This is a genomic window from Methylovorus sp. MP688 (assembly GCF_000183115.1).
Classification (GTDB): domain Bacteria; phylum Pseudomonadota; class Gammaproteobacteria; order Burkholderiales; family Methylophilaceae; genus Methylovorus; species Methylovorus glucosotrophus.
In genome coordinates, this window is the sequence record NC_014733.1 from 681,532 (window position 1) to 695,147 (window position 13,616).

Annotated in this window: 11 protein-coding genes; 5 read left to right on the forward strand and 6 right to left on the reverse strand. The window is 56.8% G+C overall.

The window, feature by feature from the left end:
- Window positions 1-9 precede the first annotated feature (9 nt).
- Window positions 10-594: a flavin reductase family protein gene (locus tag MPQ_RS03320; protein ID WP_013441482.1), complete on the reverse strand. Its 585-nt coding sequence runs from the start codon at window positions 592-594 to the stop codon at window positions 10-12.
- An 18-nt stretch (window positions 595-612) separates the two neighbouring features.
- Window positions 613-2,379, reverse strand: coding sequence for a glutamine--tRNA ligase/YqeY domain fusion protein (locus MPQ_RS03325; protein WP_013441483.1), 1,767 nt, complete (start codon window positions 2,377-2,379; stop codon window positions 613-615).
- Between the two features lie 87 nt (window positions 2,380-2,466).
- On the opposite strand from MPQ_RS03325, the gene MPQ_RS03330 reads away from it, so the two are divergent.
- From MPQ_RS03330 to MPQ_RS03345, 4 genes are read left to right on the forward strand one after another with little or no spacing between them, the layout of a single operon-like run.
- Window positions 2,467-3,447 (forward strand): biotin--[acetyl-CoA-carboxylase] ligase, encoded by a 981-nt coding sequence (locus MPQ_RS03330; protein WP_013441484.1) that lies wholly within the window; start codon window positions 2,467-2,469, stop codon window positions 3,445-3,447.
- Window positions 3,444-4,214, forward strand: coding sequence for a type III pantothenate kinase (locus MPQ_RS03335; protein ID WP_013441485.1), 771 nt, complete (start codon window positions 3,444-3,446; stop codon window positions 4,212-4,214). Before MPQ_RS03330 ends, MPQ_RS03335 begins: the two co-directional genes overlap by 4 nt.
- Entirely contained in the window at window positions 4,211-4,861 is a 651-nt protein-coding gene (locus MPQ_RS03340) for an SPOR domain-containing protein (RefSeq protein WP_013441486.1), read from the forward strand. The genes MPQ_RS03335 and MPQ_RS03340 overlap by 4 nt, the downstream gene beginning before the upstream one ends.
- A gap of 8 nt (window positions 4,862-4,869) precedes the next feature.
- Complete coding sequence (locus MPQ_RS03345; RefSeq protein WP_013441487.1) at window positions 4,870-5,286, forward strand: hypothetical protein; 417 nt, start codon at window positions 4,870-4,872, stop codon at window positions 5,284-5,286.
- A gap of 205 nt (window positions 5,287-5,491) precedes the next feature.
- Here the strand turns inward: MPQ_RS03345 and MPQ_RS03350 are convergent, their stop codons facing one another.
- The 4 genes from MPQ_RS03350 to aceE form a co-directional block, all read right to left on the reverse strand.
- On the reverse strand, window positions 5,492-5,968 hold the full coding sequence (locus MPQ_RS03350) for a hypothetical protein (RefSeq protein ID WP_238525338.1): 477 nt from the start codon (window positions 5,966-5,968) through the stop codon (window positions 5,492-5,494).
- A 113-nt stretch (window positions 5,969-6,081) separates the two neighbouring features.
- Window positions 6,082-7,860, reverse strand: coding sequence for a dihydrolipoyl dehydrogenase (gene lpdA, locus MPQ_RS03355; protein ID WP_013441489.1), 1,779 nt, complete (start codon window positions 7,858-7,860; stop codon window positions 6,082-6,084).
- A 9-nt stretch (window positions 7,861-7,869) separates the two neighbouring features.
- On the reverse strand, window positions 7,870-9,195 hold the full coding sequence (gene aceF, locus MPQ_RS03360) for a dihydrolipoyllysine-residue acetyltransferase (protein ID WP_013441490.1): 1,326 nt from the start codon (window positions 9,193-9,195) through the stop codon (window positions 7,870-7,872).
- A 19-nt stretch (window positions 9,196-9,214) separates the two neighbouring features.
- Window positions 9,215-11,869, reverse strand: a complete 2,655-nt coding sequence (aceE, locus tag MPQ_RS03365) for a pyruvate dehydrogenase (acetyl-transferring), homodimeric type (protein ID WP_013441491.1) — start codon at window positions 11,867-11,869, stop codon at window positions 9,215-9,217.
- A gap of 244 nt (window positions 11,870-12,113) precedes the next feature.
- Between aceE and MPQ_RS03370 the strand changes: the two genes are divergently transcribed.
- Window positions 12,114-13,577 (forward strand): leucyl aminopeptidase family protein, encoded by a 1,464-nt coding sequence (locus MPQ_RS03370; protein ID WP_013441492.1) that lies wholly within the window; start codon window positions 12,114-12,116, stop codon window positions 13,575-13,577.
- Window positions 13,578-13,616 lie beyond the last annotated feature (39 nt).

Genomic DNA, 13,616 nt, shown 5'->3' on the forward strand with positions numbered 1-13,616 from the left:
CTTTTTTGTTTAAGTCGCCTGAATACTCTTGCCGGGCGTGAAGAAAAATCCTCCGGCCACATGGTGCAGGGTTTTCAATGCATCATGATCGTCAAAATGCCAGCGACCATCCGAGAACACCCGCTCGTCTGCCCAGGCGGCGACTACCTCAGCGAGGTATAAATCGTAGGTATCCTGAATATGGGGCTCAGGAATCAGCTCGCATTCCAGCCATGCGACACAGCCCTTGATTAACGGTGCCGGGACTTTGCTGGCAGCAAAGGTTGGCAAATCAAAAGCGGCAAACTTGGTGGCTGGTGCCTTCCCCAGCAATTCACGTCCCGAACTCGAGCCTACCTTCACCACCAAGTCGGCTTGGGCCGCACATGGTACGTTAATGGCAAACTTGCCACTGGCTAGGATGAGTTCGCGTGTGTAGGTATTCCTGTCGATCACAATGGCCACTTTGGGTGGCTTGAAGTCCAGCGGCATGTTCCAGGCCGCTGCCATCACATTGCGTTGATCCCCATGGGCAGAGCTTACCAGCACGGTGGGCCCGTGATTCAGCAATCGATATGCTTGCTCCAGGCTCACCGCGACCACATTTTTCTCCATGGGGGTCAAACGGCCGGCTTATTTCTGCCAGGCATCGCGTAATGTCACGGTGCGGTTGAACACGGGTTTGCCCTCAACCGAGTCTTTTTTATCGGCGACAAAATAACCATGGCGTTCAAACTGGAAGGTGTCTTCCGGTTTGGCTTCCTTGAGGGCAGGTTCGAGTTGCGCCGTGATCACGGTGAGCGAGTTCGGATTGATGTCATTCAGGTAGTTGCGGTCGCCACTGCCTGGATGAGCCTCCTTGAACAGGCGATCATACAGGCGCACTTCGGCGGCATAGGCATGCGCGGCGGACACCCAGTGGATGTTGCCCTTGACCTTGATGCTGTCGGCGCCAGGCGTGCCGGACTTGGTATCTGGCAGGTAATCGCAGTGCACGACCGTCACATTGCCGTCGGCGTCTTTTTCAAAGCCGGTACATTTGATGACATAGCCATAACGCAGGCGCACGGTATTGTCCGGGAACAAACGGAAATAGCCTTTGCTGGGGACTTCCATGAAGTCTTCGCGCTCAATCCAGAGTTCGCGCGACAGGGGGACTGTGCGTTTGCCGAGCTCTGGTTTTTGCGGGTGGTTAGGGGCAAAGCAGTCTTCGGACTGACCTTCCGGATAATTGTCGATGATCAGCTTGATCGGGTCCAGCACGGCGATACGGCGTTCGGCAGATTCATTCAGCGTTTCGCGCATGCAGTCTTCAAGGATGGTGTACTCAATCCAGGAGTCTGCTTTGGAGACGCCGATGCGATCAGCAAACAGGCGGAACCCTTCCGGGGTGTAGCCGCGACGGCGTGCGCCCGCCAGGGTGGGCAGGCGAGGGTCATCCCAACCACTGACATGGCCGCCATCTACCAGCTCAATCAGCTTGCGCTTGGACAGCACCACATAGGTGAGGTTAAGCCGCGAGAATTCGTATTGTTTGGGCAACGGGTGTGCCAGCAGGCCACCCTCCGCCAGTTTTTCCAATACCCAGTCGTAAAACGGCCGCTGGTCTTCAAATTCCAGCGTGCAGATGGAGTGGGTAATGCCTTCCAGCGCATCCTCCAGCGGATGGGCATAGGTATACATCGGGTAGATGCACCAGGTGTCGCCCGTGTTGTGGTGAGTCGCGCGTTTGATACGGTAAATCGCCGGGTCACGCAGATTGATATTGGGGGACGCCATGTCGATCTTGGCGCGCAATACCATGCTGCCATCCGGATGCTTGCCATCACGCATCTCGCGGAAAAGGGCAAGGTTTTCTTCAGCCGGGCGGTCGCGCCAGGGGGAATTTTTGCCCGCCTCGGTCAGCGTGCCACGGTTAATCCGCATTTCTTCGGCGGATTGCTGGTCGACATAAGCATTGCCGGACGTGATCAGGTATTCCGCCGCGCGGTACATGAAATCGAAATAATTGCTGGCGTAATACAGATGGGAGTGACCAAATGCCTCCCAGCCGAAGCCCAGCCATTGCACGGAGTCCTTGATGGAGTCTACGTACTCTTGTTCTTCTTTTTCCGGGTTGGTGTCATCGAAGCGCATGTGGCATACGCCCTGATAATCCCGTGCCAGACCGAAATTCAGGCAGATGCTCTTGGCATGGCCGATATGCAGGTAGCCATTGGGCTCAGGCGGAAAGCGCGTGCGGATTTTGGCCGGGTCTGGCTGGCCGGTTGCCTGCGTGCTTGCATCGCCGGGCTCGCCACACCATTGGCGGCTGGCATAGGTGCCTTGCTCGATGTCGCGTTCAACGATATGACGAATGAAATTGGAGGCAGGTGCTACTGGGGTTTTATCGGCTGACATGGAATCTGACTAAAATGGGATTGCCGATATTTTACACCCAGCCGCCTGCTGAGTGGACACTCGTGCCTATGCTAATATAGCCCTGACATGACAAACCCGCTTACATTCCCCATTCTGCACCGCCTGGCGGATGGGAGCTTCCATTCTGGCGAGGCACTTGCTGCCCATTTCAAGGTAAGCCGATCCACGGTATGGAATGCAGTCAAACATGCAGAAACACTAGGCGTTGAAATTTTCTCGGTGCGTGGCAAAGGCTATCGACTCTCCCAGCCGCTCAATTTATTGCGGGCCGATAAGATTTCGGCGGCGCTCGGGTCTGCCTCTAACAACGTGCATCTGCTGGTGCACGATCAGCTCGATTCCACTAATCGCTGGTTGATGCAGCAGGCAGCGAGCGGGGCTGCTCATCTCAGCTGTGCCGTTACCAGTCATCAAACCCATGGGCGAGGGCGCCGTGGTCGGGTGTGGCAATCCGCGCTGGGTAACAGCCTCACATTCTCTCTGCTTTGGCGCTTCGATACGGGGGCGGCAGCCTTATCTGGCTTGAGTCTGGCAGTTGGGCTGGCACTTGGGCAGGCATTTGCCGAGATGGGCGTGACCGTTGCGCTCAAGTGGCCGAATGATGTGCTGGTGGAGTACCGCAAACTTGCCGGTATCCTGATTGAGTTGCAGGGCGATATGGAGGGGCCGAGTGCTGCTGTGATTGGCGTTGGAATCAATTTGCGTTTGCCGGAGCGCATGCTGGCGCAGATTGACCAGGCGGCGATTGATCTGCAAAGCCTCAAGGATGAAGCCGTGGATGCCAATGTGGTGCTGGGCATTGTGCTGAAGCACATGCTGCAGGTGATTGGCCGCTTTGAGCAAGAGGGGTTTGCGGCGCTGGTCGCCGACTGGCAAGCCATGCATGTTTACCATCAGCAGCCCGTGCGCTTGTTGATGCCAGATGCTACCGAACGCCATGGCGTGGTCGCTGGCGTGGCGGAGGATGGCAGCTTGCGGGTGATGACCGACGCGGGTGAGCAGCGTTTTACCTCAGGCGAAATCAGTTTGCGAAAGGGCGTGGCGTGATACTGGCAATCGATGCTGGCAATACCCGTTGCAAATGGGCCTTGTTTGATCCCAAGGCAAGTGTGGTGGCCGAGGGCAGTTGGCTAAACGAGGCGTTGGCGGATTCAGTATTGCCCACGTGCTGGCAAGAGGCCAAGCGCATTGTCGTTTCGAATGTGGCTGGCCTGGCGGCAAGCCGACCTTTGCTTACCCTGTTTGAACAACTGAAAGCGCCAGTGCACTGGGTACATGCATCGCACGCTGCGGCCGGGGTGTTTAATCGTTATCAGCCGCCTGAGGCCCTGGGCAGTGATCGCTGGGCCGCCCTGATTGCGGCCTGGCAGCACTATCGTGCGCCTTGTCTGGTAGTAAGTGCAGGCACGGCGCTGACGGTGGACATGCTAGGTCGTCACGAACAACCGTCAGGTGGCGAATTTAAAGGCGGCACGATCAGCCCCGGTTTTCGCCTGATGCATCAGGCCCTTTTGCAGAATACCGACGGCATCCGGACTTTGCCCGGGATGTGGCGTACAGCGCCGACGAATACTGGCGATGCCTTGTATACTGGCATTTCGCATGCGATGGCGGGCAGTGTGTTATTGCAATGGCAGCAGATGAAAACCCTGCCAGGATTGGATCCCGCTATCGTGATTCCGTGCGTGCTGACCGGTGGCGATGCGGAATTGTTAAGACAGGCATTGGTGCAAGCGCAAGCTGATATGCCCATCACAATAGATGCTTCGCTGGTATTGCGTGGCTTGTTCTATCTTGAAAGAGAATGTTTATGAAGTGGTTGGTTTCCGCGCTGATCGTTGTGAATGTATTGGTCTGGGCCTATTTCAAAACGCAGCCCTCCGGCAACGAATTGCCTGGCGTTGCTGAGCAATCGATTTCACCCGAGCGCATCAAGCTTTATACCGCAGAAGAAGCCGCCAAGCTGCCGAAAAAAGCGGCGGTAGAAGCTGAGAGCACTACCAACGCATGTTACGAATGGGCGGGCTTCACCGCCAATACGGTCGCAACTGCGCGCGCTGCACTGCTCAAATTATCCATATCGCCTCAGGAGCGTGAGGATAAGGTCAGTGATACCATCCGCTACTGGGTTTACATTCCGCCCATGAAATCCCTGCAGGCAGCCCAGGCAAAAATCCAGGAACTGCAGTCATTGGGAATTACCGAAAGTGCAGTGATGCAGGATCCTTTATGGAGAAACGCGATTTCACTGGGGGTATTTACCGATGAGCAACTGGCCAATCGTCTGCTTAATGATTTGCGGAACCGCGGAGTGCGTTCTGCAACCAAGGGAATGCGGCATGCGGAAAAAGGCCTGACAACCTTGTTGCTCGGGCCGTTATCTACCGAAGTCGTTACCGAAGTCGAAAAACTGAAGCCGGAGTTTGCCGGCACTGAATTCAAGCAGGTTAATTGCCAATAGGAGGTAGTATGGGGTTTTTCAACACAGTACTTAAGTCCGTCGCAAAGAAAGCCGCGCTCGCCGCACTGGTCGTCGTAGGCAAGCAGGTGCTTACCAAAGCCATTGGCAGTGCCATTGATAAACGCAAGGCAGAGGATACCGGGGTGGGCGAGGAAACGCAGGCGCCATCCGCAGCCGCTCCCTCTGACGCGACAGTAAAAGCCAAACCAGTACGCAGGTCCCGTGCCAAGCCCAAGCCAGCGGTGACTACGGATGAGAAGCTCGTCAAAAAGCCCGCTGCCAGTCGCAGCAAAACCAAGGATGCCAGCACGAGCACCGCGACCGCCCGCAAGCCAAGAGCGCCCAGGAAACCGAAAGTCGTCGAAAGCAAAGGGGAGGAGCCAGGCACTCCGAACCAGCCAGCACAAGGGCCAGCCAGCGAGTGATGAACTTGACCCTCGCCGGAATGGCGAGGGTGGTTTGAGCACTTCACTGCTACAGTCGTGTTTGGAGTGGCAACCGCTAGCGCGTAAACGCAGTATTAGTCCGTGAACAATGTCTCAACATTAAAGAGCCGCAATTGCGGCTCTCATGTTTTTATGGTCTCTATGTGGGGTGGGCAAGCCTCAGGAGTGCGGTTTGGCATTTGCATTAAGGACGAAGAGGCGCAGAGCTTGTAGTGGTGACGAACGCAGTGGTTGCCGGAAGTGGCTCCCTTTTTTGTTGTGAGTCGTATGTGAGCGATGCATCATTACCCATGACCACCCGCATGGTGATGGGGTAGTTATAACCATAGCCAGTGGCGTGATCGATCAACGCTCCTATGGCGCCACCTGGCATCACCAGATTGCCGCGAGCGGCATCATTCGCATGCGATGCTGAGGTGAAGCGTCCGGCCTCATTGTCACCGCGTTCACGCTCGCAAATAATCCTGAGGTCGCCACTGGAGCGATGAATTTGCAGTTTCCCGGGGGCATAGCCGACCCACGTCCCCACATCATTGCTGGCTACACAACGCGCCTGGACGGGTTGGTTGTCCCTGGTATAGGCTTCCAGCATCACGGTCTGCATGCCGTCCTGCGTCAGCGTGGCACAGCCGTTGAGACTGAGCACTAGGGGGATAACCAAGCATGTGATTGCATGACGCATAGCGGATTCCTTGTGCCAAAGGGAGGAGCCGGACAAAAATATAGCTGGAGCAAGCCCCAGCTATATTTACGGCACCAATCGCAAAAACTTGATTAGCGTTTTTTCGGTGGCAGCATATCCGTGATCGTGCCTTCCTTCAGTTCTGCGGCAAAGCAGATAGTTTCAGACAAGGTCGGGTGCGCATGGATGGTGAGCCCCAGATCATGCGCATCGGCGCCCATCTCAATGGCCAGCACGGCTTCTGCCAGCAATTCACCGGCATTTACCCCGACGATACCCGCACCAATGACGCGATGGGTTTCCTTGTCGAAAATCAGCTTGGTAGCACCTTCGGTACGTGCGATGGACAATGCACGGCCGCTGGCGGCCCACGGGAATGAGGCCTTTTCGATTTCGATGCCTTTGGCCTTGGCTTCGGTTTCGGTCATGCCTGCCCATGCCACTTCAGGGTCGGTATAGGCGACGGATGGAATGACCAGTGCCTGGAACTCGACTTTGTGACCGGCAATGACTTCGGCGGCAACTTTGGCTTCGTGCGTGGCTTTGTGCGCCAGCATGGGTTGTCCGACGATATCGCCGATGGCGAAGATGTGCGGCACATTGGTACGCATCTGCTTGTCGACCGCAATAAAACCGCGATCATCTACCGCGACACCGGCATTCTCGGCGCCAATGTTCTTGCCATTGGGACGGCGGCCAATCGAAACCAGTACGCGGTCATAGACCTGGGCTTCTTTCGGTGCATTTTCGCCTTCAAAACTGACATGAATGCCATCTTTTTTGGCATCAATCTTGGCAACCTTGGTTGACAGCATGATGCTTTCAAAGCGCTTTTCCATGCGCTTCTGCAATGGGCGGATCAGGTCGCGGTCGCAACCGGGGATCAGACCATCCATGAACTCGACCACGCTGACTTTACTGCCCAAGGCATCGTAAACCGTGCCCATTTCCAGGCCGATAATCCCACCGCCAATGACCAGCAGACGCTTGGGGATATCTGCCAGCGCGAGGGCGCCAGTGGAGTCCATGATGCGTTCGTCATCCGGCGCACCGGGGAATTTGGTGGCTTGCGAGCCAGCCGCAATAATCGCGTTCTGAAAGCCGACCGTCGTTACCTTGCCATCGGCTGCCGTGACGGCGATCTGATGCGAGCTGGTGAATTTGCCTACACCTTGCACCACCGTTACGCCACGTTGCTTGGCCATGGCGGCCAGGCCACCTGTCAGCTTGCCAACGACATCGTTGGCTTTCCAGTTACGGAGCGTGTCCAGGTCAACCTTGGGCGCGCTGAAGCTCACGCCGTGATGGCTGGTTTCTTCGGCTTCGGTAATGACTTTTGCCGTATGCAGCAAGGCTTTGGACGGGATGCAGCCTACATTCAGGCAAACACCGCCCAAGGTGGAGTAGCGCTCGATCAGCACGACCTTCTTGCCCAGATCGGCGGCGCGGAAGGCCGCGGTATAGCCGCCAGGGCCTGAGCCGAGTACTACCACTTCTGTATCAATATCATTGTTGCCACTGGGCGCTGCTGCCACGGGGGCAGGAGCGGCTGGCGTGGCAGCTTGGGTCGGTGCAGGCGCTGCGGCGGCAGGGGCCGGGGCACTGGCGGCGACGGGCGCTGCTTCGGCAGCAGATGCTTCCACCAGCAGAATCAGCGAGCCCTTGGCGACCTTGTCACCGACCTTGATCTTGACTTCCTTGACGGTGCCAGCGTGGGAGGATGGAATGTCCATGGAAGCCTTGTCGGACTCCAGCGTGACCAGTGCATCTTCCTTGGCGATAACATCGCCCACCTTTACCAATACTTCAATGACATCGACGCTATCGAAATTGCCGATGTCCGGGACGAAAACTTCTGTTAACTGACTCATGAAAACCCTTTACAGCAAGAGACGGCGAACGTCGGACAGCATCATGCGCAGGTGGCTGGTAAAGCGTGCGCCATCGGCGCCATCGATCACGCGGTGGTCGTAAGACAATGACAACGGCAGGATCAGACGCGGCTCGAAGCCTTTGGTCTTGGGGTCATACACCGGCTGGAAGCTGGAACGTGACACGCCCAGGATCGCTACTTCAGGGCAATTGATGATGGGCGTGAACGCCGTGCCACCGATACCACCCAGGCTGGAAATCGTGAAGCAACCACCTTGCATTTCCTCGATCTTGAGTTTGCGCTCGCGTGCCTTGGCAGACAGGTCAGCCAGATCACGGGCAATATCCAGCACATCTTTCTGGTTCACATCACGGATGACGGGCACGACCAGGCCATCCGGCGTGTCGCAGGCAAAACCGATGTGGTAATACTGCTTGAGGATCAACTCGTCGCCAGCAGGAGAGAGCGAGGAATTGAAGTTGGGGTAAGTGCGCAGGGCGTTGACCACGGCCTTCATCAGGAAGGCCAGCATGGTCAGCTTGACGCCGCGCTTGGCTGCTTCATCCTGCATGGACTTGCGGAAGTCTTCCAGATCGGTGATGTCGGCTTCGTCGAATTGTGTGACGTGCGGTGCGGTCACCCAGTTGCGATGCAGGTTGGCACCTGACAGCTTCTTGATGCGCGACATCGGCTTTTGCTCGATGCTGCCGAACTGGCTGAAATCAATGACTGGCGCCTGTGAAACGGCAATGCCACCGGCGGCGCTACTGCTTTGCGGCTTGGCCAGTTGGGCTTTTACATAGGCTTGCACATCGCTTTGCAGGATGCGGTTTTTCGGTCCGCTGCCGCTGACCAGTGACAGGTTGACGCCGAGCTCGCGCGCAAACTTGCGGATGGAAGGGCTGGCATGGGCCAGTTTGCCCGGCGCAGCCGCTGTGCTGGCGGCAATCGGATTAGGCGTGGCTTGCGGCTGGATCACCTTGGGTGGCTCAGCGACGGGACGGCTAGGCGCAGGCACGGCCTGCTCCTGTACCGAGGTCACCACGGGTGGTGCCGTTGGCGCTGGTGCAGGCTTGGCTGCGGTCGCCTGTTCCTCTGCGGCATCCAGCGTCAGGATCAATGTGCCCTGAGCAGCCTTGTCACCTACCTTGATGCTGACTTCCTTGACTACCCCGCCAAATGGCGCGGGAATGTCCATGGAGGCCTTGTCGGATTCCAGGGTCACCAGCGAGTCATCCTTGGCGACGGTGTCGCCAGCTTTGACCAGCACTTCGATGACATCTACGCTATCAAAATTGCCGATATCGGGGACGAGTACTTCCTTGATTGCCATTTTCTAATCGTCTCCTGAATTAAAGAGTCACCGGGTTTGGACGGGTGATATCGATGTTGTATTTCTTGATCGCTTCCGCGGCCTTGGCTGCAGGCAGCTTGCCTTCGTCAGCCAGCGCCTTGAGGGCTGCCAGCACGACGTAGTAGCGGTCGACTTCGAAGAAGCTGCGCAGTGCTTCACGCGAATCCGAACGGCCGAAACCATCGGTGCCCAATACCACATAGCGTTGCGGGATGAAGTTACGGATCTGGTCAGCAAACGAACGCATGTAGTCGGTGGAGGCAATGACCGGGCCTTCGGCCTTGGACAGTTGCTGTGCCACATAGCTTTGCTTCTGTTTCTTTTCAGGATTCAGCAGATTCCAGCGCTCGACATCCAGGCCTTCACGACGCAGCTCGGTAAAGCTGGTGACGCTCCAGATATCGGCAGAAACGCCCCAGTCTTTTTCCAGCAATTCGCCAGCGGCAATCACTTCGCGCAGAATCACGCCGCTGCCCATGAGTTGTACCTTGGGGCCCTTGGCTTTGGATTTGCTGAAGTTGTAGATGCCTTTGAGGATGCCTTCTTCAGAACCCTTGGGCATGGCCGGATGGCTGTAATTTTCGTTCATCAGGGTGATGTAGTAGTACACATCTTCCTGGTTTTGCACCATGCGGCGCAGGCCTTCCTGAATGATCACGGCCAGCTCGTAGGCAAAGGTCGGGTCATAGGAAATGCAATTCGGCACAGTGGCAGACATCAGATGGCTATGACCATCTTCGTGTTGCAGGCCTTCGCCATTCAGTGTGGTGCGGCCAGCAGTGGCGCCGAGCAGGAAGCCACGGGTACGGCTGTCGCCAGCGGCCCAGGCCAGGTCGCCAATACGCTGGAAACCGAACATGGAGTAGAAGATGTAGAACGGGATCATCTGCACGCCGGTCACGCTGTAGGACGTGCCCGCTGCAATCCAGGACGAGAAAGAACCGGCTTCGTTGATGCCTTCTTCCAGAATCTGGCCGTCCTTGGATTCCTTGTAGAACATGACCTGGTCAGCATCCTGCGGCTCATACAGCTGGCCCAGGTGCGAGTAGATGCCCAGCTGGCGGAACATGCCTTCCATACCAAAGGTGCGGGCTTCGTCCGGCACGATAGGTACCACGAATTTGCCCAGCGTCTTGTCACGCACCAGGGTGGACAGGATGCGCACAAAGGCCATGGTGGTCGAGATTTCGCGCTCACCGGTGGCACCCAGCATGTTTTCAAAGGCGGAAAGCTCGGGCACTGTCAGTTCGTTGCCCTTGCGACGGCGGGATGGCACAAAACCACCCATGGCTTCGCGACGCTGCTTCATGTACTGCATTTCCGGACTGTCGTCAGCCGGCTTGTAGAAGGACAGATTTTCTACCTGCTCGTCGGTCAGCGGCAGATCAAAGCGATCACGGAACGCCTTCAGCGAGGCAATATCCATGCTCTTCTGCTGGTGGGTCGTGTTATGACCTTCACCAGCTTCACCCATGCCGTAGCCCTTGACCGTCTTGGCCAGGATCACGGTAGGTTGGCCCTTGTGGTTCACTGCCGAGTGGTAGGCGGCGTACACCTTGTGTGGGTCGTGACCACCGCGGTTGAGGCGCCAGATGTCTTCATCGGACATGGCGGCGACCATTTCCTTCAGCTCGGGATACTTGCCGAAGAAATGTTCGCGGGTATAGGCGCCGCCCTTGGCCTTGAAGTTCTGGTATTCGCCGTCCACGGCTTCTTCCATGCGCTTCTTGAGCAGGCCGTCCTTGTCCATGGCCAGCAATGGATCCCAGTAGGAACCCCAGATCACCTTGAGCACATTCCAGCCGGAACCGCGGAAATCGGATTCCAGTTCCTGGATGATCTTGCCATTGCCGCGCACCGGACCGTCCAGACGTTGCAGGTTACAGTTGATGACGAAAATCAGGTTGTCGAGCTTTTCACGGGCGGCCAGCGAAATCGCACCCAGCGATTCCGGTTCGTCCATTTCACCGTCGCCGCAGAATACCCAGACCTTGCGATCGGAGGTGTCGGCAATGCCGCGGTCATGCAGGTATTTCAGGAAGCGCGCCGTGTAAATGCCCTGCAATGGGCCCAGGCCCATGGACACCGTGGGGAATTGCCAGAAATCTGGCATCAGCCATGGGTGTGGGTAGGAAGACAGGCCATTGCCGCCGGTTTCCATACGGAAATTGGATAATTGTTCTTCAGTAATGCGGCCTTCAAGGAAGGCGCGGGCATATACCCCAGGGGACGAGTGACCCTGGAACAGCACCAGATCGCCACCGAATTTATCGGAAGCGGCGCGGAAAAAGTGGTTGAACCCGGTGTCATACAGCGTGGCAGCAGACTGGAAGCTGGCAATGTGGCCGCCGACGCCAGGGGATTTTTCATTGGCGCGCAATACCGTCATGATCGCGTTCCAGCGCACCAGTGCGCGGATCTTGCGCTCCATGGCGGTGTCGCCAGGATGCTTGGGCTGCAGGTGGGCTGGAATGGTGTTAACGTAGGCCGTGGTGGCATTGTACGGAAGGTATGCGCCTGAGCGTCTTGCCTTGTCTACCAGGGTTTCGAGCAAAAAGTGCGCGCGTTCTGATCCCTCGTTCTCAAGTACCGCATCGATGGCTTCCAGCCACTCGTGGGTTTCTTGAGGGTCAATATCGGGGGTTAATGCCATGTGAGAAGTCTCCGGGAAACTTTTGTCTATGCTGTAGGTATAATCAGCCAAGGACTTATTGTTGTGCTTGAACTGAAGCTTGAGTGCCGAGGCAGTTTTTGACTGACTGACTTAAGGCGATATATTGGCTTTTTTGACTATTTTGGTCAAGTTAAGCATCTCCAGTAGATTTAAAACTTCTGCTGCTAAGTGCCCGCAAAATCTGAAAAATTTGTAACAAACTGTATACATTCCAAGAGGGTTTATGGCCATCCAATTAAAGCAAAATGCGGCATATGCTGATGCCAGCCAGCTTAACAACGCGACGCATATCCTGTTTGTACTCCCCGCCAAGCGGCCGCAGGATCTCCCTCATGCATCGGTGCTGGATGCCAGAATGAAGCGGCAGCGCAGTCTATATGCTGAGCTTGCCAAGTCCCCCTTGACCGCCGACTTGCCTGAAGGCGCCAGGGCAAGTTGGGTCGTGCTTGAGCAAAAGCAATCTGTGTTCCAGCGGCACACCCTGTTGCGCAAAGCGGTCAAGCCACTGCTGGATGAGTCGCCCGCGCAATTGGTGATTGCGGTATATGGTGACGCGGAAGAGGCCGCGCAGGCAGCTGCAGAGGCTTTATATGTCACCGAGGTGAATGCGGCTGTGCTGCCCACCCGCAAATCCAAGTCAAAAAAACATGCGCTCAAGACGATTCATCTCCATGGACACAAGCGTGCCGACGGCTTTGCGGCGGTGCGTGCGCGTGCCCAGGGCAATATTCTGGTGCGCCAGCTCACCGTGTTGCCACCGAATGAACTGACGCCCGCCCTCTATCGGGACCGTATCGCCGAGTTGGCAGCCAAGCATGGCTGGGACCATGAGAGCTTTGACATGAAGAAGCTCGGCAAAATGGGCGCCGGGGCATTTGTGGCCGTGGGCCAGGGTTCAGACCCGCAAGACGCCGCGATTGTGCATCTTCGCTATAAACCCAAGCATGCCAAAAAGCGCATCTCACTGGTGGGCAAGGGCATCTGTTTTGATACTGGTGGCCATAACCTCAAGCCTGCCCGTTACATGAATGGCATGCATGAGGATATGAACGGCTCCGCTGTGGTGCTGGGGACGCTGCTTGCCGCTACCGAGGCTGGCTTGCCTGTGGAGATTGATGCCTGGCTTGCCATTGCGCAGAACCACATCGGTCCGCGGGCCTATAAACAGAATGACGTCATTACCGCGCTCAACGGTACCACCATCGAGATTGTGCATACCGATGCCGAGGGCCGCATGGTGCTGGCGGATACGCTTACGTTGGCCTCACGCCAGAAGCCGGACCTGATGATCGACTTTGCCACGCTGACCGGCAGCATGGTAACAGCGGTGGGCAATCGCTACAGCGGTGTGCTGGGCAATCGTCCTGACATGCTGTGTCACGCGGTGGCGGCGGGTAACGAGGCGGGCGAGCGCGTGTGTGCATTCCCGTTCGATGCGGATTACGAAGAAGAACTGGATAGCGATATTGCCGATATCAAGCAATGTACGCTGGATTCGGATGCCGACCATATCATTGCGGCGCGTTTCCTTTCGCGTTTTATCGAGGGCGATATTCCCTGGATGCATGTCGACCTCGCTGCCGTGAACCGCAAGGGCGGGCTGGGTGCCGTGGCTACGGATACCACCGGTTTCGGGGTCGGGTTTGCGCTGAATGTGATAGCGGCATTTATGGCGACCAAGGCATGAGTGCCGGCTGCAGGCATCACTAGATAGGACGCGGGCAGC